Source organism: Campylobacter concisus (assembly GCF_902460575.1).
Taxonomy (GTDB): Bacteria; Campylobacterota; Campylobacteria; order Campylobacterales; family Campylobacteraceae; genus Campylobacter_A; species Campylobacter_A concisus_AW.
Map to the genome: position 1 here is coordinate 449502 of NZ_CABPUY010000001.1, position 22473 is coordinate 471974.

Here is a 22473-nt window from a genome sequence, read left to right on the forward strand (position 1 = left end):
TTTATCCTTTAATGACAAAATTTACTAATTTGCCTTTTATATAAATCTCTTTTAAAATTTCTTTTCCTTCAAGCCATTTAGCCACATTTTGCTTAGCTTGTTTTAAAATTTCACTCTCACTCTCACTTGCTGCTACTTCAAACTCAGCCCTTTTTTTGCCATTAACTGTAACTGCAAGAGCGATGCTATCTTTTACAAAGACCTCTTCTTTTACAGCTATCTTTGTGAAATTTTTTCTGCCAAAAAGCTCTTCGCTAAGCTCATTTGCGATATGTGGCACGATAGGCTCTAGTAAATTTAAGATGATGAAAAAGCCCTCAGCATTTACATCGTCATTATCCTGCGCATTTATAGCGTTTAGCGCCTCCATACAAGCAGCGATTAAAGTATTAAAAGCAAATGTATCGCCAAAAACCTCGGTTGATTTTTTAAGCGCTTCATAAATTTTAAGCCTTGCAAATTTCTCATCTTTATTTAGACTTTCATGATCTATTTCAGGCAGTTTATCTATCTTTTTGATAGTTTGCGCCTTCTCCCAAAGCCTATTTAAAAACCTAAATGCACCCTCAACTGCGCTGTCGTTCCACTCTAGCTCTTTTTGAGGAGGAGCAGCAAAAAGGATAAAAAGCCTTGCCGTATCAGCGCCGTATCTATTTATGATATCATCAGGATCTACGACGTTACCCTTGCTTTTACTCATCTTTTTGCCATCTTTTAAGACCATGCCTTGAGTAAGTAAATTTTCAAATGGCTCATCATCTCTTAGATAGCCAAGATCTCTTAAGACCTTTTGGAAAAATCTAGCATATAAAAGGTGCAAGATCGCATGCTCGATACCGCCGATATACTGATCTACATTCATCCAATAATTCACGCTCTTTTCATCAAGCGCTTTTTGCTCCCAAGTCTTCTCATCGCTTGCAAATCTAGCAAAATACCAGCTACTCTCCACAAATGTATCCATTGTATCAGTCTCTCTGATCGCGTCTTTGCCGCATTTTGGACACTTTGTAAATTTCCAAGTTGGATGTTTATCAAGTGGGTTGCCCTCTCCTGTGATCTCCACATCTTCAGGCAGTGCGATAGGTAAATTTTCCTCTTTTTCTAGCACTACGCCGCAGCATTTGCAGTGTACAATAGGTATCGGCGCACCCCAGTATCTTTGGCGAGAAATTCCCCAATCTCTTAGTTTGTAGTTTGTGATCCTTTTACCAAGACCATCTTTTTCAAATTTCTCTATCATAAAGCTTTTGGCATCCTCTGAGCTAAGTCCGTTTATCAGCTCAGAATTTATAGCAACTCCGTATTCTGAGTACGCTTTAGAGTCATCACTCTCACCCCCAAGCGGCTTTACGACTGGCTTTATAGGTAGATTAAATTTGCTTGCAAACTCGAAGTCTCTTTGATCATGAGCAGGAACAGCCATGATAGCGCCACTGCCATAGTCAGCTAGGATGAAATTTGCAACCCAAACTGGGACCTTTTCATTTGTGAGTGGATGAATGACGTAAATTCCTAAAAATTCTCCATCTTTATCGCTTGCTTGACGCTCTCTTGGGCTTTGATTAAGTATTGCTTTTATCTTTGCCTTCTTGCTTTCATCAAATTTATCACTTTCAAGAAGCGCTTTTACGATAGGATGCTCTGGCGCAAGGGCTGTGTAGCTAACGCCATAAATAGTATCAGGTCTTGTAGTAAATACCTCAAAACCATCAAATTTACTACCTAAAGTCTCTTTTGAAACCTCATCAAGGCTAAATTTAAACTCCAAGCCGTAGCTTCTACCAATCCAGTTTTCTTGCATTGTGATGACTTGATTTGGCCATTTGCCCTCAAGAAGTTTTAGATCCTCAAGTAGCTCGCTAGCGTATTTTGTGATGTTGAAGTAGTATCCTGGAAGCTCTTTTTGCACAACATCATTACCGCATCTCCAGCATTTTCCATCTTCAACCTGCTCGTTTGCAAGCACGGTTTGATCGTATTCACACCAATTTACGATGGCATTTTTTCTATAAACAAGCCCTTTTTCAAACATCTTTATAAAAAAGCTTTGCTCCCATTTTGTATAAAGTGGGTCAGATGTGGCTAAAATTCTCTTTTTAGAAAACGAAAAGCCAAGGCTTGCAAGCTCTTTTTTCATATAGTCGATGTTTTCGTAAGTCCAAATTTTAGGGTGAATTTTATGTTTTATGGCTGCGTTTTCAGCTGGCATACCAAAGCTATCAAAGCCGATAGGATGAAGCACGTTGTAGCCGCTTTTTCTATATGATCTAGCCAGCGCATCGCCGATAGAGTAGTTTCTCACATGCCCCATATGTATGCGTCCGCTTGGATATGGAAACATGCTTAGGATATATTTTTTTGGCAAGCTCAGATCATCTTTTGGTTCAAATTCTTCATTTTTATCCCAAATTTCTTGCCACTTTTTTTCTATCTTTAAAGGCTCATATTTTCTCTTCTCAGCCATTTTTTCTCCTAAAATTCTTCTTGTGATTTGCTTGATTCTATTAATACCAAGGCTAGTGAAAATATATTTGCAATGACTGCGCCAATAGCTAGCGAATAGCTAAGCGTTGCATTTTCAGAGACTTGCAAAATAACAAAAGCTGGTATAAGGTGCAAATCAGCAACCAACGAGCTAGCAAAAAGCTCAGCTGAAAGTAAATTTTTAACACCGATCTTAAGCAAAGTTGAAACCAAATTTATACTAGCTGCCACAAAAAGGGCGATCTCGTTTTTATCATATAAAAACTCCGCCGTAGTCGTAAGACTCATCAGCGCAAAAAATATGTAGATAACTTTTCCCCAGTTCATTATCCCTCCTTACACAACGCCTTTTTCAAACATAGCACGCTCTTTATCACGCTCTTTTTTGATCCTTTGCTTCTCAGCCTCTCTAGCTCTAAAATGCTCGATGCTAAATTTAAACCAGATAAGAAATGGTGATGAGATGTAGATCGAGCTGATCGTTCCTATAACGATACCAACGATAAGGATAAATGAAAATCCATGTATCATATCTCCACCAAATAAAAACAACACAACAACAGTCATCATCGTAGTGGCTGAAGTTAGGATAGTTCTTGAAAGTGTGGCTGAGACTGACTCGTTGATAACGCCCTCGATATCAGTTCTCTTACTCTCTTTTATGCCTTCTCGTATCCTGTCAAAAATGATGATCGTATCGTTTAGCGAGTAGCCAAGCACCGTTAATACAGCCGCTAGAGTGTCTAAATTTACATCGATATCAAATAGCGAAATAGCACCAACAGTTATAACGATATCGTGAATTTCAGTTGCGATCGCAGCAAGCGCAAATCTCCACTCAAATCTAAATGTGATATAAAGAAGCACGCCAATTAGTGAAATTCCAAGAGCCATCAAGCCCTTTTGCCTAAGCTCGTCACCAACCTTTGGACCAACGATATCAACACGTCTTACTTCAAAATTTCCAGTATCTTTTAAAATTTGCTTTATCTCAGTGCCGATGTCACCAGTTAAATTTGAACTTGATCCTGAAAATCTAATAACAGCCTCATCTTCGCTTCCAAACTCAGTAACAGAGGCGTTTTTAAGCACTTCATTTGTGCCAAAAGCGTCGCGAATTTTATCAAGTGGCGCTTTGGTGTCGTATTTTAGCTGTATAAGCGTACCACCAGAGAAGTCGATGCCGTAGTTTAGACCCTTTGTTGCAAGTAAAAAGATCGAACCAACAAATAAAAATATAGAAAGTGCGAGTGACACAAATCTAAACCGCATAAAATCATAAACTTTTGCCTTAGTAAAAATTTGCATCTCTAGCTCCTTTTATAACCAAACCAAAGTCTGGTATTTCCGCTTTTTTCTATCTTGTCCATGACTGCATCAAACATGCCATGTGTGCCTAAAATGGCCGTTAGCATCGAAGCCATGATACCTATCGCCATAGTTACTGCAAAGCCTTTAACTGGGCCAGTACCATAAGCATAAAGCACTGCAACTGTGATAATGGTAGTTAAGTTTGAGTCGATGATCGCACTCATAGCGTGCTCATAGCCCTTTTGCACGGCCGTTCTTATCGCCACGCCTTCACGCAAAAGCTCACGTATACGCTCGTTTATGATGACGTTTGCATCAACCGCCATACCGATAGTTAGCACAATACCAGCCATACCAGGCAGAGTAAGCGTCGCTCCAAAAAGCGCCATGACAGCTACTAATATAACGACGTCCGCAACAAGTGCGATATTTGCAAAAACTCCAGAAATTCCATAATAAACTAGCATAAATAGCACTACTAAAATAGATCCAGCAGCAAGAGCTACCATGCTTTGGTTGATGCTCTCTTGCCCCAAAGATGGACCGACACTTCTTTTTTCTAGCATCTTAACAGGTGCTAAAAGTGCGCCACTTCTAAGCGCGATCGCCACGTCGTGAGCCTCGTCAAGTGTAAAGCCACCACTGATCTGGCCGCTACCGCCACCTATTCTTTCGTTTATAACTGGAGCTGAATAGACCTTGCCGTCAAGCACGATAGCAAGCCTTTTACCGACATTTGCACCAGTAAAATCACCAAAAATTCTAGCGCCTTCTGAATTTAGTGTGAAATTTATGATCGGTAGGTTATTTTGCTGAGAAAATGCGACTTTTGCGTCAGTTAACATCGAGCCATCAAGCACTGGGATATTTTTAACGACATATTTCACGCGGTCATTTTTGGCATCCTTAAAGATCACGTCACCATAGCTTTCAGCCTCGGCCTCGCTCATAGTATTAGCCTGATCTTGTCTTTTATCATCAACTGCCATAAGCTGCAAGTGAGCAGCCTTTGCGATAAGATCTCTCGCTCTTTGCTCGTCTTCTTCAGTCTTTATGCCAGGGAGCTCGACTAGGATATTATCTTTGCCTTGTCTAGCGACTGTTGGCTCAGCCAGACCAAACTGATCAAGCCTGTTTCTAATGGTCTCAACAGCTTGTGAGATCGCATACTCGATCGTATCAAGCCTCTCTTGCTCTGTAAGAGTGATATGATAGCTTAGACCATCTTTTTTGATATCAAGCCCTTTTATCTCAGCCAAAGCCTTATCAACCTTTGGAGCCTCGTCACTATCAAGTAGCGCAAAATCAACACTATCTTCTTTTATCTTAAATTTATCAATAAGCACATCTTCTTTTTTGGCATAATAATTTATGCTTCCAGCGATTGACTTGATCTTAGAGTGGATGGCTTCATTAGTTTCAACACCAAGAAGCATATGAAGACCACCTTGAAGGTCAAGTCCTAGCGAAATTTTAGCTCCGCTTTGAGTCTGAAAAAAAGATGGCACCGAAAAGCCAAAACCAAAAACCAAGGCTAATATTAATATAATCAGCCTATATGTAACTCTTGCGTTACGCATTATTTATCTTCGATCTTTTTAGCTACAAACTCACGTGCTATACGAACGATTACATCATCGTTAAGTTTAACTTTGATAAAATCATTTTCGGCTTTAATCACTTCGCATATAAGTCCGCCATTAGTTACTATCTTATCGCCTTTGTCAAGAGCTGCAAGCATTGCTGCATGGGCTTTTTGTTGTTTTTGTTGAGGTCTGATAACCAAAAAGTAAAATATGGCGAAAAGCACAACAAGAGGTAGTAATGATGTTAAAAAATCAGCGTTTTGCATGGATTTCCTTATTTGTAAGATTTTTAAACGGACATTTTAGCACTAAAATTATAATAAAAGCCTTTGTCGGTGCTTTTTTGCTTTCTAATTTCATTTTTTTAGCCATGGCTGAAAATCAAATTTTAAATTTCATCTCACCTTTTCTAACGCTAGCTGGAATTTTCGTCATAATAAATTTAAGCAGGGCTGGCTTTTTCGCGGCTGGATTTTTCACTGGGATTTTGTGGTTTTACTGGATCGGCTTTAGCTTCATCTACTACGAGCTTGTCTGGCTTATCCCATTTGTCATCCTCTTTGTAGCCCTTGTTTATGGACTTATGTTTTGGGTGGCCTCTTTTCCAAGCTTTGTGACACTAAGAGCCGTTTTACTATTTTTAATAAGCTATGTGCATCCATTTGGCTTTAACTGGTTTAACCTTGAAGCAACGCTTGTTTTAGGCGCTTTTGAGCCAGATACTAGAGGGCTTATATTTATATTTTTAGCAGCCATTTCTTTGAGTTTAAAAGGTAAAATTTTAAAATTTATCCTAGCTTTTATCTGCCTGATCGCCGCTTTGCAGTTTAAAAGTAACGAGGCAAAGACTCTGCCATTTGACGTGGAGCTAGTAAATACCAATGTCGCTCAAAGAGTGCGCTGGGATAAAAGCTTGCGCATGAAATTTACAAATGAAAATTTAGACATGATAAATAGCGCCATAGCCGAGCAAAAACGTCTCATCGTGCTTCCAGAGAGTGCGTTTCCATTATTTATGACAAATGAGCCACTGCTTGTTGATGAGCTAAAAGAGCTTTCAAAAAAGATAACTATCGTAGCTGGCGCGCTTGCTTATGAAAATAAGCAAATTTATAACTCTGCATTTTTGTTTCAAGATGGCACCCTTAGACGAATGGATAAGAAATTTTTAGTGCCATTTGGAGAAGAAATTCCTCTGCCAAAATTTATGCAAGATGCAGTAAATAAGCTATTTTTTGGCGGAGCTAGTGACTTTAAAAAGGCTGAAAATTTTAGTGACTATGAGATAGACGGGGTTAAAATCAGAAATGCTATCTGCTACGAGGCAACAAGAGAGGAGCTTTATAAGGGCGAATTTGACGTGGTCGTGGCTATCACGAACAACGGCTGGTTTGTGCCAAGTAGCGAACCTGTGCTTCAAAGAGTGCTTATAAAACACCTTGCTACAAAGTATAATAAAGCGGTCTATCACAGCGTAAATGGCTCAAAAAGTGAGATCATAAAGCCTAAAAAAGCGTTTTGGGATGAGTTTTAAAAGAAATTTAAAGTGGCTTTTAGATAAAGCCACTTTTTTGATTATTTTTTTAGTAAAGCTTTGAAAGTATCGACTGCATCAAGCTTTTCCCAAGGGTATTTTGCATTTCCCACTTGACCTTTTGCAGCTACTTTTGCATACAAAAATGTATCTTTGCTTGGTTTATCAAGACCAAATTTATTTGTTATCCAGCGAGGTGTTAGAGAAAAATGCTCGCTTACAAAATTTGAAAGCATATCGTCATTTACGCCGTTTGCGTGAGTTCCCATAGTATCAACACTAACTGAAGTTGGCTTTGCAACGCCTATTGCATAGCTTATCTGGACGATACATTTTTTAGCAAGGCCAGCTGCAACGATATTTTTAGCTATCCAGCGCGCTGCGTAAAGTCCGCTGCGATCAACCTTTGTGTAGTCCTTACTTGACTGAGCGCCACCGCCTATCGGGCTATATCCGCCAAAGCTATCAACGATTAGTTTTCTGCCTGTTAGGCCGCTATCGTGAAGTGAGCTGTGATTTACATATCTGCCTGTTGGATTTATGTAAATGATCGTTTTTTCTTTGTTATATAGCTCTTTTGGAAGGCCAGTTTCGTCTATTAAATTTTGAATTAGTGCGCGAAGCTCTTCTATCTTCATGCTCTCCACGCATGGCGCAGAAACGACGATAGTGTGGATACTTTGAGGCTTGCAGTTTTCAAAGTTGTCTTTACTGCCGTAATCAATCGTAACCTGCGTTTTTATATCAACGCCAAGTTTATCAGGGTTTGCTTTGGCAAATTTATAGACTTTTTCACAAAGCATTCTTGCGTAAGTTATAGCTGCTGGCATAAATTCTTTCGCTTCGCAGCTTGCAAAGCCAAACATGATACCTTGATCACCTGCTCCGATCTCGCCGTCACTTTGATCAACGCCTTGATTTATATCTGGACTTTGTTGATTTAGGCAGACTTTGACCTCGATATCATCTGGGTGCAAGCACTGCTCTTTTGTAAAGTTGCTCTTTCCGTCATATCCAATATGCGCAAGAGCATCTTTTACGATCTTTTCGTAGTCTTTATAAGAGAGTTTTACTTTTGAGTTTATTTCTCCGCCTATTACTATATTTTTTCCGGCTACAAAAACTTCGCTTGCGACGCGTCCATTTGGATCTTGCGTTAAAATAGTATCAACAATGCTATCAGCGATGATATCAGCGCATTTGTCTGGATGACCTGGACTTACAACTTCAGAAGTAAATAGATACATTTTAGTCCTTTTCCTTGGTTAAATTTTCGTGCAATTGTAACAAATCTATATAAAAAGCGAATTAATCTTTTTAAATTTCTTTATATTTAAAAATCATTTAGCTAAAATCAACAAAAAACTAATTTATTAAGGTGTCAAATGAGTATGTTTAAAAACATTGCAAGAAGATACGCCGATGGAAATTTGATCGTTCAAATTTTAGTTGGTATCATCCTAGGTGCCCTAGTTGGCTTTTATACACATTATCAGGCAGTCCCTTACAACCAAATCTCAGCTAAAATTCAAACCATCCAAAAAGAGAGTGGCTTAAGCGTAGATGAAGTCATAAAAACTCGCCTTAGCCAAGATGAAGCAAAACAGCTTGATGAAGCCAAAGAAAAGGCTAGTTCGGCTGATTCTATCGCTGCTTCAGCCTCAGTTTTAGGAGATTTGTTTAAAGGCGCTCTAAAAGCGATCGCACCTATTCTTGTATTTGTTTTAGTTGCAACCTCTATCATTTTAAAAGATTTTGGTCATACAAAAGGCATGCAAAAGATCATCACACTCTACCTTGTTGGCACCTTTTTAGCAGCTGTTGTGGCAGTAATTGCAAGCTTTTTATTTCCTATCGAGATACCACTAAAAGGTCTGCAAAGCGCTGATATGTCAGCACCTCAAGGCATCACAAACGTGCTAAAAGATCTTATCTATAAAATGGTAGAAAATCCGATAACCGCCCTAGCAAACGGCAACTATATAGGCATCATCACTTGGGCGATTGGTGGTGGTATCGCTATGAGATATGCTACACCTGAGACCAAAAAGGTATTTAAAGATATAAGCGACGGCGTAACTCATATCGTTAAATTTATCATTAGACTAGCTCCGTTTGGTATCTTTGGTATGGTTGCTATCAGCATTCATGATACTGGATTTGAGGCACTTGCAGGATATCTAAAACTGATCTTAGTTCTTGTTGGAGCGATGCTTGTGGTGGCATTTATCGTCTATCCAGCGATGGTTTTTGCACTAACTAAGAAAAATCCTTATCCACTTGTGATGATCTGCTTAAAAGAGAGCGCAATCTCAGCGTTTTTTACAAGAAGCTCAGCTGCAAACATCCCTGTAAATATGGCGCTTTGCAAAAAGCTTGGACTAAAAGAGGAGCTCTACTCGATCTCTATCCCACTAGGAGCCACCATAAACATGGGTGGTGCGGCAGTTACCATTAGCATCCTAGCGCTTACTGCAGTAAATTCTATCCCATCTATCACAGTTACATTTGGCGATGCGCTTCTTCTTTGCTTCATCTCAGCCCTTGGTGCGTGCGGCGCATCTGGCGTGGCTGGAGGATCGCTTCTTCTAGTGCCATTAGCGTGCGGACTTTTTGGCATCGGCAACGATATCGCTATGCAGTTTGTAACAGTTGGCTTTACGATAGGCGTCATCCAAGACTCAGTTGAAACCGCGCTAAATAGCTCATCAGACGTGCTTTTTACAGCTGTAGCCTCAGAGACTTCAAACTAACTTTCATAAAATTTCAGCTAAATTTTGGCTGAAATTTTACTTTTATCCATTTTTTTGTAAAATATCCCAAAAATTTAAAGGATAAATATGCAAATTTGGGATCTAAAAGCACTTTTTGCAAACGAAAAAGAGTGCGAGCAAAACGCACTAAATTTACAAAAAGAGTGCGAGAAATTTAAAGATAAATACCTTGAAATTTATGAAAATTTAAAAACAGAGGAGTTTTTAAAGGCATTTTCTGAATATGAAAGCTTGATAGCTAAAATTTCAAAAGTAATGACATACGCTTTTTTAAATTTTGCCAAAAATACAAGCAAGGGCGCATTTTACGCAAAGATCGATGAGATAGCGACAAAAGCAAATGAAAATTTGATATTTTTTGAGATCAAATTTAATGAATTTAGCCCTAAAAAACAAGAAGAGATCATAAAAAGCTCTAAAAAATACGGCTACTATCTAAGCAACCTAGCCAAAGCAAAACCGCACCAGCTAAGCGTTGCCGAAGAAAGAGTGCTACTTCGCACTGCAAGCACCGGAGCTGAGGGCTTTTCAAGGCTTTTTGATGAGAGCATGAGCAAGATGAGGTTTAAATTTAAAGGCGAGCTTTTAAACGAAGAAGAGATTTTAGCCAAGCTTCATGATAGCGACCAAAGCGTGCGAAAACTGGCCGCCAAAAGCCTTTCAAACGAGCTTAGCAAGCACCAGCACCTCCTTGGTTACATATATAATATGATAAAAACTGATCTAAAAACGAGCTGCGAGCTGCGAAATTTCAAGCTTCCTGAAGAGCCAAGACACCTTGAAAATCAAATCAGTAAAAAAAGCGTTGATTCGCTAATTGCTGTAACGGAGAAAAATTTTGATCTAGTCTCTAAATTTTACGAGCGCAAAAGAGAAATTTTAGGTCTTAAAAAGCTTTATGACTACGATAGATACGCGCCTCTTAGCAGCGAAGGCGAGTATAAATTTGATGAGTGTAAAAAGATAGTTTTAAAGGCATTTTCAAATTTCTCAAGCGAATTTGGCAAGATCGCCAAAAGCGCCTTTAATGACGGCTGGATCGACGTTTATCCAGCGCCAAACAAGCGAGGTGGAGCATTTTCTCACTCAGGATCAAGCGACACGCACCCTTATGTTTTGCTAAATCACACAAACCAGCGAAGAGACCTTTTTACGCTAGCTCACGAGCTTGGCCACGCCGTGCATCAAAAGCTCTCATATAGTGTAAGCTACCTAAACTCGGACACTCCGCTAACCACGGCTGAGACGGCTTCAGTCTTTTGCGAGATGCTAGTTTTTGACCACATAAAAGATGGCCTTAGCAAAAAAGAGAAAATTTCACTGCTCGCTGGCAAGATCGAGGATATATTTGCCACGCTTTACCGCCAGATAAATTTCACCACCTTTGAAAGGGCTGTGCATGCACATGAGGGCGAAATCAGCCTAGATGAGCTAAATAGAATTTGGCTTCGTGAGAGCAAAAAGATGTTTGGCAAAAGCGTCACGCTAAATGACTACTACAAAATTTGGTGGAGCTACATCCCGCACTTCATCCACACGCCATTTTACTGCTACGCCTACTCTTACGCGCAGCTTCTTGTGCTTGCTCTTTTTGGGCTTTACAAAAGCGGCAAATGCAAAAATTTTGTCGAAATTTACACCGAGTTTTTGAGCCTTGGTGGGAGCCTTAGCCCAAGGGAGCTTGTGGGTAAATTTGGCTTTGATATAGATGATAAAAACTTCTGGCAGATAGGCATAAACGAGGTCAAAAAACTAGTAGATGAGTTTTTAGAAATTTCAAAGGATTAAGATGTTAGACGAAATTTTAGACGACGAGAAATTTGCGCTTTTGATGAAGATGCACGTCTATGAGTGCATTGATTTTTTACTTGAAAAGGGGCTAAATTTCTCAGTTATGGCAAATTTACCGCTAGTTAGCTTTGAGCCTAGCTTGCCAGATGAGATAAGCAGCAGCTTTAGCATGCCAGTCATTATGTTCTCACTTGGTGGCTACACGCTTGAGAGTGCTAGGCTAACGCAAGATGAGCTTAGCTTTGAGGCTGGCTTTGGTAGTGAAAATTTTGCCTCAGTGGTATCGTTTCCACTTGGCGCGGTGGTTCAAATTTTGGTTGAAAATAGCCCGATCCTTGTAAATTTCTCCATTTATAAGCCAAAAGAGAAGCAAGTCGATCACGCTAAAAAATCAGCCTCAGTCTTTTTGCAAAACCCAAAAAATAAAGATATATTTAAGAAAAAATAGTAATTTTAAGCATTTTTGGCTAAAATCAAAAGAAAATTTAAAAAGCGAAAAATGGAAAATTTACTATCAAATTTAAACGAAGCCCAGCGCGAAGCAGCCACCCACATAGATGGTGCGATGCTCATATTAGCAGGAGCTGGCAGTGGCAAGACAAAGACTATCACAACTAGGCTTGCCTATCTCATCGGCGAGGTCGGCATAGACGCGGCAAACACGCTAACTCTTACTTTTACAAACAAAGCCGCCAACGAGATGCGCAGCAGAGCCATGGCGATGCTAAGCCAAAGCGGCAAAAACTACTCGCCGCTTCTTTGCACATTTCACAAATTTGGACTTTTGTTTTTAAAGCTCTACATAGAAAAGCTTGGCAGAAAAAACAACTTCGTCATCATCGACACAGACGACAAAAAACGCATCATCAAAAGCTTTGAAAGCCCAGTCGCTACGGCTATTTTGTCAAGTGAAATTTCAAATTATAAAAACTCACTTTTAAGCGTCGAAGAGGTCTATAAAAACGCAAATTTCTCTTCATTTGACAAGAGCAAGGACAACTTTTACAAGCAAGCAGCGCAAATTTATGAAAAATACGAGGACTATTTAAAGGCAAACAACCTTGTTGATTTTGACGATTTGCTAGGGCTTACATATAAAATTTTAGATGAAAACGAAGAGCTTGCGAGAGAAATTTCAAACCGATACAAATACATAATGGTCGATGAGTATCAAGATACAAACGACCTTCAGTATAAGCTCCTAAAAAAACTCTGTCTATGCCACGAAAACATCTGCGTCGTAGGCGATGATGATCAAAGTATTTATGGCTGGCGCGGTGCGAAGATAGATAATATCTTAAATTTCAAAGATCAATTTAGCAACGTAAAGATCATCAGACTTGAGAAAAACTACCGCTCGAGTGAAGCGATACTAAAGGCTGCAAACGAGCTAATAGATCATAACCGCAACCGCCTTGGCAAGAAGCTTGTAGGCACAAAGGGCGAAGGCGAGGCTGTAAATTTGATAGAGAGCTTTGATGAGAGCGTCGAGGCTGGCAAGATCGCAAAGAATATAAAAGAGCTTTTAAGCAAAGGCGTGCAAGCAAAAGATATCGCAATCTTATACCGCATAAACGCGCTCTCTCGCTCACTTGAAGATGGACTAAACAAAGAGCAGATCGCCTATAAAATGGTTGGCGGCGTTAAATTTTACGAAAGAGCCGAGATTAAAGATATCATAAGCTACCTAAGGCTGATAAATAATCCAAACGATGACTTCTCAATAAGACGTATCATCAACCGCCCAAAGCGAGGACTTGGTAAAGTGAGCCTTGATAAGCTCGAAAAAATGGCCTTTGAGGGTAAAATTTCTATTTTTGAGGCGATCTCAAATATCTCTGATAACGATGAAGCCTTTAGTAAAAAGGTAAAATCAGCCCTTCTTGAGTTTGCAAACAACCTTAAAGAGCTTCAAGAAAGCAGCTCAGTTTTTGACCTCATAGATAAATTTGAAGCTAAATTTGGCGTGAAAAAATACTACGAGAGCTTACCAGATGGAGCTGAAAGAGCGGCGAACATCGACGAGTTTTACGCTGTTTTAAAAGATCAGATCAAGCAAAATCCAAGCTTTGATCTGGAGGAGTTTTTAAACGAGATCACGCTAACAAGCGAACAAGACGGCATTAGCGATGAGGCTATTAGTATAATGAGCGTGCATGCGAGCAAGGGGCTTGAGTTTGAGCACCTTTTTGTGATCGGCCTTGAAGAGGGATTTTTCCCGCTTATTGGCGATGGTAGCGACATCGAAGAGGAGCGCAGGCTAGCTTACGTAGCGATAACAAGAGCTAAGAGGACACTTAGCCTAAGCTTTGCAAATTCGCGCTTTTACAAAGGTCAGCGCACAAGGCTAAATAAGAGTAGATTTTTAAGCGAGAGCGGTATCACGCATGGCTCGCTAGTTATCGAACAGAGCAATGAATTTAAAAAAGGCGACCTTGTTAAGCATAAAATTTTTGGTATCGGCAGGGTGAGCGCGGTTAGTAAGATCAAAAAAGAATTTAAACTGACTATAAATTTTGGTGGCAATGTAAGAGAGATCATGTCAAGCTTCGTGGAAAAGGCCGTATGAACGCCATTTTTGTGGCAAACAAGCCTGCTGGCATGAGCTCAAACCACTTTTTAGGACAACTAAAGAGAAAGTATGGCGTTAAAAAGGCTGGATTTTCAGGCACGCTTGATCCATTTGCGAGTGGCTGTCTGATAGTCGCTTTTGGCTCGTATACGAAATTTTTTAGATTTTTAGACAAAAGCCCAAAGGTCTATGAGGCGACGATCTGGCTTGGAGCTAGCAGTCCTAGCATGGATAATGAAAATATCACTGAAATTTCAAATGTAAAAGAGTTAAATTTAGAAAAACTTGAAGCCATAAGAGGCGAGCTAACTGGTAAGATAAGCTATATCCCGCCTAAATTTAGCGCCAAACATGTAAATGGCACAAGAGCTTACAAGCTAGCAAGAAGTGGCGAAGAATTTGAGCTAAAGCCAGAGACAATGGAAATTTATGAGAGTGAAATTTTGAATTATTCACACCCTTTTTTGACACTTCGTTTAAGTGTAAGTGAGGGGAGTTACATCCGCTCTTATGCAGAAATTTTTGGGCAAAAAGTTGGTTATAATGTAACTTTAAGCTCATTAAAGAGGGTAAGCGAGGGTAAATTTCGCTATGAAAATGAAAAATTTTTAAATATTTGCAATTTTTTAAATATTGAGCAAAACACGTATTTTGGGGATATTAATAACATACTAGACGGCAAGAAATTAAAAATTAACGATTTTGAAACACAAACACAAGGAATTTATTTGCTAAATTATGATAAATTTATGAGCGTAATCCAAATCATGGATGATACTATAAATTACACTTTAAACAAGGTAGAAAAATGTTAATCTTAGCAAGAAAAGAAAACGAAGAAATTTTACTAGGTAACGACATAAAAGTCGTCGTAGTAAGTATCTCAAAAAGCACCGTTAAGCTTGGTATCGAGGCCCCGCGCAACACAATGATACTAAGAAGCGAGCTGGCAAACGATATCAAAAACGAAAATATCCACGCCACAAAAAAAGCAAGCGAAGCCGATATCCACGAGCTTGCGAAAAAAATCGAGAAATGAAAAGCTTTGCAAAGATCAACGTATTTTTGAAGGTAGTTGGCACCAGAGGCAACTACCACGAAATTTTGTCACGTTTTATTCTTTGCGAGCAGCTTTTTGATGAAATTTATTTTGAAAAGTCAAATTCTTTTGCTATCGAATGCGACAACAAAGAGATAAAAGAAAACATCATCCAAAAAGCGATAGACGAGCTAAAAAAAGCTGGCTTTTCAAAGGAGCTAGATGAGTTTTTTAGCTCTCATAAAATCATCATCAACAAACAAATCCCAATAGGTGCTGGTCTAGGAGGAGGCAGTTCAAACGCTGCCACATTTTTACTAATGGTAAATGACGAGCTAAATTTAAATATAAAACGTGAAAATTTGATGCAAATAGCCTCTAAAATCGGCGCAGATGTGGCCTTTTTTGTCAGTGGCTACAAGGCAGCAAATGTAAGCGGCATAGGCGAGATCATAGAAGAATTTGACGATGAAGTGCCAAATTTAAATATCTTCACGCCAAATGTTTTTTGCTCTACACCGATGGTTTATCAAGAATTTAGAAGCAATTTCTTACAATACATAGACGTTAATGCTGCAAAAAAGATGCAAAATTTAAAGAGCAAAGAGCTACTTGAAATTTATAAAAACGAGGAACTAAACGATCTTTTTGCCCCATGCTTTAAGCTCTATCCACAGATGAACGAGTTTGGGGATAAATTTCTAAGCGGCAGCGGCGGTAGCGTATTTAGCGTAAAATAAAAGGTAAAATTTTGATAAAAGATCTAGCAAAAAACAAGAAAGCTTTGCACGACTTTAGCATACTTGAGACCTTTGAAGCTGGCATCGTTTTAAAAGGCAGCGAGGTCAAGGCCCTAAGGGCTGGCAGAGCAAATTTAAAAGATAGCTTTGTGCGCGTCATAAAAGGCGAGCTTTTCTTACTAAACGCCCATATCAGCTATCTTGAGACTACACATAGTGCATTTCGTCCAAACGAGCGAGCAGCCAGAAAACTTTTGATGCACAGAAAGCAGATCGATAAAATTTTCGGTCAAGTATCACAAGATGGGCTTGCTCTAGTTGTTTTAGCACTTTATCTAAGCGATAAAAACATCGTAAAAGCAAGGTTAGCCCTTGCAAAGGGTAAAAATTTACACGATAAGCGCGAGACTTTAAAAAGGCGCGAGGCGGACAAAGAGGCAAGAGCTGCCATAAAAAGATATGTTTAAGGGATAAGATGAAAAATTTACTCGTTTTAATAATAGCTTTATTTGCTTTTTTTGGTTGCGGCGATGATGAGAGCAGCAGCGTAAATTTTAAAGAATTTAGTCCAAACGAAGAGGTTAAGCTCGTAGATGTAAGCGGCAAGGAGCTTACTTTGGTTAGAAAAGATCACGGCTTTGCTATCAAAAATGATGAAAATAAGGTTTTAATGATCGACATTTTTGGCACATTTTGCCCGCCTTGCCAAAAAGAGGCAGCCGAGCTTACAAAATATCAGCTTGAAAACAAAGATAAATTTACACTAATCGGACTAACTCACTTTGAAAATGTCACAAATGAGTATGTTTTGCATGAATTTATGCAAAAATTTAATGCCTACTACTTCATAACAAACGATCAAAAGATAAATGACAGGCTTGCCGAGCAAATCGTAAGAGATATCGAATACAAACACGAGATCGCACTACCTTTTAAAGTGGTGATAAAAAACGGCGAATATCAAATTTTAACAGACGTAGATAGCGGACAATACGGAGTTAAATACTATCTTGGCGGCATAAAAGTCACAAAAATGAAAGAAGATTTGGCAAAAATCTATGAAACAAAATAAATTTGCCTTATATTTGGAACATCATTTGCTTATAAATGTGTGAAATTTTAGAAGGACTTTAAATGTTTGTTTTAGATAGATCAAAATCTAGCCCACTCGTCGAATCAGCCCTTGCAGGCAGAGAGCTACGCCAAAAGCTCATCTCTGGCAACCTTGCAAATGTTGATACGCCATTTTACAAGGCTAGAGATGTAAGATTTGAAGATGTTTTAAGAGAAAAAGCAAATGAAATTTACAACGTTTCAGAGAGCAAAAAACTAAATTTAGCTAAAACAAACGAAGCGCACATGGCTGCGGTTGATTTTCCAAAAAGTGACACAGCTCAAATTTTCTTGCGCGATGGCCACATGGCTAGAAACGATGCAAACACGGTTGATCTTGATGTTGAGACAACAGAAATGGGCAAAAATACAGTTATGATAAACGCCCTTGATAGTGCCTACAAAGCTCAGGGCAATATCTTTAAAAGCGTAATAGACGCAAGTGCTAAGAACTAGGAGAGATGATGTCATACTTAAATGATTTTGATATTAGCGGATACGGACTAAGCGCGCAACGCTTCAGGATGAACGTCATCAGCTCAAACATAGCAAACGCTCAAACCACAAGAACGGCTGAGGGTGGTCCTTACAGAAGACAAGAGGTCATCTTTAAAGAGATGAACTTTGATAAAATTTTAAACGATCAGCTTAAAAACTCACAAAGTCTGCTCGAATATGAAAATCCGCTCGACGATCCAAGCTCACCTAAAAACGCTCACCCTGCCATAACTAGCGTGATCGTAGATAAGGTGGTGCGTGACGACAAGGACTTTCAGCTAAAATACGACCCAAGCCACCCAGACGCAAATGCAAATGGCTACGTCGCATTTCCAAATATAAACCCAGTCATCGAGATGGCTGATTTACTTGAAGCGACAAGGGCCTATCAAGCAAATGTAGCGTCATTTCAAAACGCAAAGACAATAGCACAAAGTGCGATATCACTCATTTCAGGACAAGCATAATGATAAATAGCATAAATTTAGATAAGTTAAACAAAAACGAAAATTCAAACAAAATAGCAAAAGCAGGCGAAGAAGGCGGCTTTGAAAACGCACTAAACGACTCTTTAAAAGAGCTAAATAAGGTTCAAATAAACGCCGATAAAGCCATCGCTGATCTTGCAACTGGCGAGGTAAAAGACTTGCACCAAGCAGCCATCGCCATAGGCAAAGCAGAGACTAGCATGAAGCTTATGCTAGAGATTCGCAACAAAGCACTAAGCGCATACAAAGAAATTTCAAGAACGCAAATTTAAGGCCATTGAATGAATTCCAGAAAATCAAAAATAACCATACTTTTTTTATTAATTACTTTTGGAATTTCAATCTTTGTGCTCGTTATATTTTATAGAGCAAGCATCGAGCGAAAGCTTCCTAAGCTTCAGACAAGCGACGTAAATACCGCAATCCGAGGCAATATCGTCACAAAAGACGGCTTTAGCATCTCATCAAGCCAAAAACTCTACAAAGTGATGCTTGACACCAGAAACATCGATCCAAACAAAAAAGAGATGTTTATCAAGCTCTACTCGCTTTATAGAGGCGACGATCCAAACAAAGTAAGAAAGATCATAAACGGCACAAAAGGCCTTGTCACGCTCTCTTACAGCATCGACGCAAAGGGCGCTACCTACCTTCAAGAGCTCTCTAGAAAGCTAAATCGCAAAGGCATTTTGATCTCATATCTTGACCCAAAAACTGGGCTTGCCTCGTTTCAAGGTATGCGAGTGATGGAAAGTGGTCAAAACCGTAAATTTATGTCAAAAGACGCCTTAACGCCAGCTATTGGCTACGTGAGTAAAACAGAGAGCGACGCACTTACCAAAAGCAAAGGTGTAAAAGGGCTTGAGAGATACTACGAGGACTACCTAGCTCCGATACAAAACGCCAAAATCCTTGGCCCGCGTGATATTGGCAACAATATAATCTTAACTAGCGATTCAAATTTAGCAACGAGGGTTGATGGCTACAACGCGGTGCTTTCTGTACAGCTTAAATTTCAAACCAAGTTAGAGCAAATTTTAGATGAAAAGCGTGAATTTCTAGATGCAAAAGAGCTAATCATCTGCATAATGAATAGCAAAAATGGAGAAATTCTAGCCCTAGCTTCTAGCTCAAGATACGATCCATCAAATATAAGAAAGCAAGATTACAGCGCGCTAAATTCGAGCGCAAGCGAGTATGCATACGAGGTTGGATCGGTTTTTAAGCCATTTATCTTCTCCATACTACTTCAAGAAAAAAAGGTAAATCCTTTTGAGCTAGTAAATACCTATAATGGTCGCTATCAGCTAGGCAAAAGGATCATCAAGGACACCCACCCAGAGCCTTTTATGAGCGCTGAAGATATCATCGTGCATAGCTCAAACATCGGTATGATCCAGCTAGTAGAACGCCTAAATGGTCCGCAAATTTATCAAGGGCTTTTAAATTTTGGCTTTTCAAGAAAAACTGGCATCGACCTGCCATACGAGCAAGTGGGTATGATGCCAACGGTTACCAAGCTAAACTCATCAACCTATAAAGCGACAGTTAGCTACGGATACGGCCTTCAAGCGACATTTATGCAGCTTTTAAAAGCCTATAATACCTTTAACAACAAAGGCATTGAGGTGACGCCGCACATGGTGGCATATCTGGAGCGAAACGGCAAGCGCTACGATCTGCCAAAAGCAGAGCCAGCGCAGGTCATCTCGCAAGAGACAGCAAAGATAATGAAGAGAATTTTGATAAAAACAGTTGAAAAAGGTACTGGTCTAAAAGCATTTACGCCAGGTCTTGAGATAGGCGGTAAAACTGGCACCGCGCACATCGCTTCTGGCAAAGGCGGATATAGCAACACCTATAACGGCTCGTTTTTTGGCTTCGTAAATGACACAAGAGGCAACAGCTACACCATAGGCGTTTTGGCAAGAGACCCTAAAAAGCCTTACTACTACTTTGGTGCGCAAAGTGCGTTGCCGACATTTAAAAAGGCCGTTGATCTAATGGTTGAAGATGGCTATTTATTCCCAGATCCTAATGTCATAGCTGAGTTTGAAGCTAAAAAAGACAAGCTCAAAAACGATAAAGCAAAGCAAAAACCAGCTTTAGATTAAATTTAACTTCTAAGATATAAATATTAAATTTCAATTTTAGAGTTTAAAGTAGAAATTTGGATCTAGGCAAGCGGCCTAAATCCAGAATTTATGCAAGTCCAAGTTCATTTAAGACAGAGCTTAAATTTACAGAATTATTTGTATTTTTGCCAAGGCTATTTTGCTTCTCAAGCAGTGTTTGGCTCGTAAGTGCCATGTTTAGCTCTTTGCGGTAGTCACTTAAAATTTTATCCATGATTTTAAGTAGCTCATTTTTTTGATCCTGCGTTTTGGTCGGATCATTTATGCTTAAAAGCTCGGTTAGCTCCTCTTTTTTCTGAGCTATTTTCTCTTCTATCTTGTTTGAATTTAGCTCATTCATAAAGCCAGCAGCACCGATTTCTGTAAGCCTTTTCTTAAACTGCTCAAGCTTATCTGAAACCTTTGCCTCGCTTGTGATCTTATCAAGCGTTAGACTTAAAATTTCATCAAAACTATTTTTTTTATCTTTAGCTTTGCTTGAGCCTGACTGCAACAAATAATCGATAATATCGTTATTTTGAACCTTCATACATCTCCTTTTAAATTTGAGATGCTTTTTATAAGCAAGATTTATTCCTAAAGGCTAAATTCTCTAGCGTTTTTTTGACTTTTCTAGGATAAAACTAGCAAATTCATCGCTAAAATTTGGACACTCTACCACTTTATAAAAGCTAAAGCTTAGCTCTTTAGCAAGCTTGGCATACTCGATAACTAACTCAAAAATGGTCTCAGAGTTATCTATACAAAAAGAGAGCGGATAGATAAGCGCTTTTTTATTTTCGCACTTCGCCAAAGCCTCGTTTAGAGATGGCTCTAGCCATTTAACTGGGCCAAGACGCGACTGATAAGCAAGGCTCACATCTTTAAAATTTAGCCCCTGCTCTTTTAGCATTTTGCTTAAAATTTGCACATGCTCGTTTATGTGTTTTTCGTAGATATCACCCTTTTCTATGATCTTGCGAGGTAAAGAGTGAGCTGAAAAGATAAGACTAACATCGCTTATATCGGTATCATTTATCGCTTCACGGATGTGAGAAATAATGATCTTATTGTAAGCGTCATCATCATAAAATGGCTCACAAAGTGAAATTTTAGCTTTTAGATCGAGCTCCTCTTTTGCCTTTTTAAAATCAGCTAAGCTCGAAGTTATCGTAGTTTGTGAGTGGTGAGGGTAGAGCGGCAAAAGAACTATCTCACCAAAATCTTCATACTTTTTAAGCACATCTTTTACAAATGGCGAAGTGTAGTTCATCGCAAAATCAACCGCGTCAAATTCGCTTTTAAGGCTTGAAATTTTCTCACAAAGCTTAGCTGTAAGCTCGCAAAGTGGCGACTTTCCACCTATTTGCTCGTAGTTGTGCTTCGCGGTTTTTAGCCTGCCTTTTGTGATCATGAAAGCTACAAATTTTCTTAAAAATTTATTTTTTATACCCAAAATATATGGGTCATTAAACATATTTGTTAAGAAAATTTCGACATCATCTAGGCTGTTTGCACCGCCCATATTTAAAAGCAAAAGAGCTTTTTTCATCAAAATAGTTCTCTTATTTTTATAGCGTCATCGATGTTTGAAAGTTCGCTGCTCTCGCCACTTTGGCAAAGATCGTAAAAGGCCTCGTATTGCGCTTTTAGCTCGCTATTATTTGTATCTATCTTTAAATTCATCTGTCCATTTTCGCTCACTTGATGAAGCTTATGATCGATGAGATCGCCAAAATAGACGCCATTTTTCGCATTTACCTCTATCTTAAAGCGCTCCAGTGAGCCACAAAATGAGTCAGTGATATGCACTAGAATTTGATTTTTACTCTTAAAACTGATCGCCACGTTGTCGGCACTTTTGGCATTTGTCTTGTTTGTTTGAGTGTAGTAAAAGTCGCTAACTTCTGAATTTATGATATTTTTTGCTAGGTCGATGTCAGAAACTGAGAGCTCGTTTATGATGTTTCCATCGCAAAGTGGCTTAAAATGAGCGATTGAAATGCTATAAATTTCCTCTTCTTTTAAAAGTGCCTTTTTTAGCGACAAGATAGTTGGATTAAAGCGCTCAGAAATTCCCGTACAAACCCTAGTTTTATTTGTTTTGGCGGCATATTTTATCTCTTTAAGATCTGCGATACTTTTAAAAACTGGACGTGAGATAAGGATGTTTTGGCAGTATTTTGCACACTGGCAAAATGCCTCAACCATCTCCTCTCTTGGCGAGCAAAGCACGACTGCTTGAGGCTGGGCAACCTCTATAAATTCTTTAAAATCAGTATAAAAATCAGCTCTGCAAAACTCATCAACATTGTCTTTGTCAAAAATGCCACAAATTTCAAACTCGTTTGAGCGTCTAAGCTCTAAATAATGTTTTTTACCTGTGCTGCAATAGCCGATAATGCCGATTTTTAGCTTCACATTCA

Annotated in this window: 23 protein-coding genes; 14 read left to right on the top strand and 9 right to left on the bottom strand. The window is 39.1% G+C overall.

Translation table 11 applies throughout. The annotated features are described in order from the left end of the window. Position 1: 1 nt before the first annotated feature. The 5 genes from leuS to yajC are packed head-to-tail and all read right to left on the bottom strand — an operon-like array spanning position 2 to position 5650. Positions 2 to 2467 (bottom strand): leucine--tRNA ligase, encoded by a 2466-nt coding sequence (gene leuS, locus F3G76_RS02220; RefSeq protein ID WP_149705797.1) that lies wholly within the window; start codon positions 2465 to 2467, stop codon positions 2 to 4. Positions 2468 to 2475: 8 nt separating this feature from the next. Then, on the bottom strand, positions 2476 to 2814 hold the full coding sequence (locus F3G76_RS02225) for a DUF6394 family protein (protein ID WP_002942000.1): 339 nt from the start codon (positions 2812 to 2814) through the stop codon (positions 2476 to 2478). 9 nt (positions 2815 to 2823) lie between these two features. Next, entirely contained in the window at positions 2824 to 3795 is a 972-nt protein-coding gene (secF, locus tag F3G76_RS02230) for a protein translocase subunit SecF (protein WP_009294062.1), read from the bottom strand. 2 nt (positions 3796 to 3797) lie between these two features. Further along, positions 3798 to 5378, bottom strand: coding sequence for a protein translocase subunit SecD (secD, locus tag F3G76_RS02235; protein ID WP_103645240.1), 1581 nt, complete (start codon positions 5376 to 5378; stop codon positions 3798 to 3800). After that, a complete protein-coding gene (yajC, locus tag F3G76_RS02240) occupies positions 5378 to 5650 on the bottom strand; it encodes a preprotein translocase subunit YajC (protein WP_002941849.1) in 273 nt (90 codons plus the stop codon). Before yajC ends, secD begins: the two co-directional genes overlap by 1 nt. Between yajC and F3G76_RS02245 the strand changes: the two genes are divergently transcribed. Then, on the top strand, positions 5626 to 6918 hold the full coding sequence (locus tag F3G76_RS02245; protein WP_188116559.1) for an apolipoprotein N-acyltransferase: 1293 nt from the start codon (positions 5626 to 5628) through the stop codon (positions 6916 to 6918). The genes yajC and F3G76_RS02245 overlap by 25 nt on opposite strands. Positions 6919 to 6959: 41 nt before the next feature. Here the strand turns inward: F3G76_RS02245 and metK are convergent, their stop codons facing one another. Next, on the bottom strand, positions 6960 to 8165 hold the full coding sequence (gene metK / locus F3G76_RS02250; protein ID WP_002942025.1) for a methionine adenosyltransferase: 1206 nt from the start codon (positions 8163 to 8165) through the stop codon (positions 6960 to 6962). Positions 8166 to 8303: 138 nt separating this feature from the next. Between metK and sstT the strand changes: the two genes are divergently transcribed. The 13 genes from sstT (at position 8304) to F3G76_RS02315 (ending at position 20047) form a co-directional block, all read left to right on the top strand. After that, positions 8304 to 9671, top strand: a complete 1368-nt coding sequence (gene sstT, locus F3G76_RS02255; protein WP_411160708.1) for a serine/threonine transporter SstT — start codon at positions 8304 to 8306, stop codon at positions 9669 to 9671. A gap of 87 nt (positions 9672 to 9758) precedes the next feature. Further along, positions 9759 to 11480 carry a M3 family oligoendopeptidase gene (locus F3G76_RS02260; protein WP_149705799.1) on the top strand — a complete coding sequence of 574 codons (1722 nt, stop codon included), beginning with the start codon at positions 9759 to 9761 and terminating at the stop codon, positions 11478 to 11480. A 1-nt stretch (position 11481) separates the two neighbouring features. Beyond that, positions 11482 to 11931 (top strand): hypothetical protein, encoded by a 450-nt coding sequence (locus F3G76_RS02265; protein ID WP_103601313.1) that lies wholly within the window; start codon positions 11482 to 11484, stop codon positions 11929 to 11931. 51 nt (positions 11932 to 11982) lie between these two features. Further along, positions 11983 to 14052: an ATP-dependent helicase gene (locus F3G76_RS02270; protein ID WP_107849892.1), complete on the top strand. Its 2070-nt coding sequence runs from the start codon at positions 11983 to 11985 to the stop codon at positions 14050 to 14052. Continuing rightward, positions 14049 to 14870 carry a tRNA pseudouridine(55) synthase TruB gene (gene truB, locus F3G76_RS02275; protein WP_149705800.1) on the top strand — a complete coding sequence of 274 codons (822 nt, stop codon included), beginning with the start codon at positions 14049 to 14051 and terminating at the stop codon, positions 14868 to 14870. The genes F3G76_RS02270 and truB overlap by 4 nt, the downstream gene beginning before the upstream one ends. Continuing rightward, positions 14864 to 15094, top strand: a complete 231-nt coding sequence (csrA, locus tag F3G76_RS02280; protein WP_002941828.1) for a carbon storage regulator CsrA — start codon at positions 14864 to 14866, stop codon at positions 15092 to 15094. The genes truB and csrA overlap by 7 nt, the downstream gene beginning before the upstream one ends. Next, complete coding sequence (locus tag F3G76_RS02285; RefSeq protein ID WP_149705801.1) at positions 15091 to 15834, top strand: 4-(cytidine 5'-diphospho)-2-C-methyl-D-erythritol kinase; 744 nt, start codon at positions 15091 to 15093, stop codon at positions 15832 to 15834. The genes csrA and F3G76_RS02285 overlap by 4 nt, the downstream gene beginning before the upstream one ends. A gap of 14 nt (positions 15835 to 15848) precedes the next feature. After that, entirely contained in the window at positions 15849 to 16301 is a 453-nt protein-coding gene (gene smpB / locus F3G76_RS02290) for an SsrA-binding protein SmpB (protein ID WP_035170093.1), read from the top strand. 8 nt (positions 16302 to 16309) lie between these two features. Beyond that, on the top strand, positions 16310 to 16906 hold the full coding sequence (locus tag F3G76_RS02295; protein ID WP_021092210.1) for a thioredoxin domain-containing protein: 597 nt from the start codon (positions 16310 to 16312) through the stop codon (positions 16904 to 16906). A gap of 62 nt (positions 16907 to 16968) precedes the next feature. After that, a complete protein-coding gene (flgB, locus tag F3G76_RS02300) occupies positions 16969 to 17403 on the top strand; it encodes a flagellar basal body rod protein FlgB (RefSeq protein WP_009294075.1) in 435 nt (144 codons plus the stop codon). 8 nt (positions 17404 to 17411) lie between these two features. Beyond that, positions 17412 to 17912, top strand: coding sequence for a flagellar basal body rod protein FlgC (gene flgC, locus F3G76_RS02305; protein ID WP_149705802.1), 501 nt, complete (start codon positions 17412 to 17414; stop codon positions 17910 to 17912). Then, on the top strand, positions 17912 to 18205 hold the full coding sequence (gene fliE / locus F3G76_RS02310; protein WP_002941937.1) for a flagellar hook-basal body complex protein FliE: 294 nt from the start codon (positions 17912 to 17914) through the stop codon (positions 18203 to 18205). The genes flgC and fliE overlap by 1 nt, the downstream gene beginning before the upstream one ends. A 9-nt stretch (positions 18206 to 18214) precedes the next feature. After that, a complete protein-coding gene (locus F3G76_RS02315; protein ID WP_149705803.1) occupies positions 18215 to 20047 on the top strand; it encodes a peptidoglycan D,D-transpeptidase FtsI family protein in 1833 nt (610 codons plus the stop codon). Between the two features lie 88 nt (positions 20048 to 20135). Here F3G76_RS02315 and F3G76_RS02320 read toward each other — a convergent pair whose 3' ends face one another. From F3G76_RS02320 to F3G76_RS02330, 3 genes are all read right to left on the bottom strand, one after another. After that, positions 20136 to 20597 (bottom strand): hypothetical protein, encoded by a 462-nt coding sequence (locus tag F3G76_RS02320; RefSeq protein WP_009294079.1) that lies wholly within the window; start codon positions 20595 to 20597, stop codon positions 20136 to 20138. Positions 20598 to 20660: 63 nt separating this feature from the next. Then, positions 20661 to 21599, bottom strand: coding sequence for a ferrochelatase (gene hemH / locus F3G76_RS02325; protein WP_149705804.1), 939 nt, complete (start codon positions 21597 to 21599; stop codon positions 20661 to 20663). Further along, positions 21599 to 22468 carry a Gfo/Idh/MocA family protein gene (locus tag F3G76_RS02330; RefSeq protein ID WP_009294081.1) on the bottom strand — a complete coding sequence of 290 codons (870 nt, stop codon included), beginning with the start codon at positions 22466 to 22468 and terminating at the stop codon, positions 21599 to 21601. The genes hemH and F3G76_RS02330 overlap by 1 nt, the downstream gene beginning before the upstream one ends. Between the last annotated feature and the right edge of the window lie 5 nt (positions 22469 to 22473).

What these genes read in the sequence shown, in the direction of transcription:
- leuS (WP_149705797.1), bottom strand. Translation starts at nt 2,467, where the DNA reads ATGGCTGAGAAGAGAAAATATGAGCCTTTAAAGATAGAAAAAAAGTGG.
- F3G76_RS02225 (WP_002942000.1), bottom strand. Translation starts at nt 2,814, where the DNA reads ATGAACTGGGGAAAAGTTATCTACATATTTTTTGCGCTGATGAGTCTT.
- secF (WP_009294062.1), bottom strand. Translation starts at nt 3,795, where the DNA reads ATGCAAATTTTTACTAAGGCAAAAGTTTATGATTTTATGCGGTTTAGA.
- secD (WP_103645240.1), bottom strand. Translation starts at nt 5,378, where the DNA reads ATGCGTAACGCAAGAGTTACATATAGGCTGATTATATTAATATTAGCC.
- F3G76_RS02245 (WP_188116559.1), top strand. Translation starts at nt 5,626, where the DNA reads ATGTTAAAAAATCAGCGTTTTGCATGGATTTCCTTATTTGTAAGATTT.
- yajC (WP_002941849.1), bottom strand. Translation starts at nt 5,650, where the DNA reads ATGCAAAACGCTGATTTTTTAACATCATTACTACCTCTTGTTGTGCTT.
- metK (WP_002942025.1), bottom strand. Translation starts at nt 8,165, where the DNA reads ATGTATCTATTTACTTCTGAAGTTGTAAGTCCAGGTCATCCAGACAAA.
- sstT (WP_411160708.1), top strand. Translation starts at nt 8,304, where the DNA reads ATGAGTATGTTTAAAAACATTGCAAGAAGATACGCCGATGGAAATTTG.
- F3G76_RS02260 (WP_149705799.1), top strand. Translation starts at nt 9,759, where the DNA reads ATGCAAATTTGGGATCTAAAAGCACTTTTTGCAAACGAAAAAGAGTGC.
- F3G76_RS02265 (WP_103601313.1), top strand. Translation starts at nt 11,482, where the DNA reads ATGTTAGACGAAATTTTAGACGACGAGAAATTTGCGCTTTTGATGAAG.
- F3G76_RS02270 (WP_107849892.1), top strand. Translation starts at nt 11,983, where the DNA reads ATGGAAAATTTACTATCAAATTTAAACGAAGCCCAGCGCGAAGCAGCC.
- truB (WP_149705800.1), top strand. Translation starts at nt 14,049, where the DNA reads ATGAACGCCATTTTTGTGGCAAACAAGCCTGCTGGCATGAGCTCAAAC.
- csrA (WP_002941828.1), top strand. Translation starts at nt 14,864, where the DNA reads ATGTTAATCTTAGCAAGAAAAGAAAACGAAGAAATTTTACTAGGTAAC.
- F3G76_RS02285 (WP_149705801.1), top strand. Translation starts at nt 15,091, where the DNA reads ATGAAAAGCTTTGCAAAGATCAACGTATTTTTGAAGGTAGTTGGCACC.
- F3G76_RS02295 (WP_021092210.1), top strand. Translation starts at nt 16,310, where the DNA reads ATGAAAAATTTACTCGTTTTAATAATAGCTTTATTTGCTTTTTTTGGT.
- flgB (WP_009294075.1), top strand. Translation starts at nt 16,969, where the DNA reads ATGTTTGTTTTAGATAGATCAAAATCTAGCCCACTCGTCGAATCAGCC.
- flgC (WP_149705802.1), top strand. Translation starts at nt 17,412, where the DNA reads ATGTCATACTTAAATGATTTTGATATTAGCGGATACGGACTAAGCGCG.
- fliE (WP_002941937.1), top strand. Translation starts at nt 17,912, where the DNA reads ATGATAAATAGCATAAATTTAGATAAGTTAAACAAAAACGAAAATTCA.
- F3G76_RS02315 (WP_149705803.1), top strand. Translation starts at nt 18,215, where the DNA reads ATGAATTCCAGAAAATCAAAAATAACCATACTTTTTTTATTAATTACT.
- F3G76_RS02320 (WP_009294079.1), bottom strand. Translation starts at nt 20,597, where the DNA reads ATGAAGGTTCAAAATAACGATATTATCGATTATTTGTTGCAGTCAGGC.
- hemH (WP_149705804.1), bottom strand. Translation starts at nt 21,599, where the DNA reads ATGAAAAAAGCTCTTTTGCTTTTAAATATGGGCGGTGCAAACAGCCTA.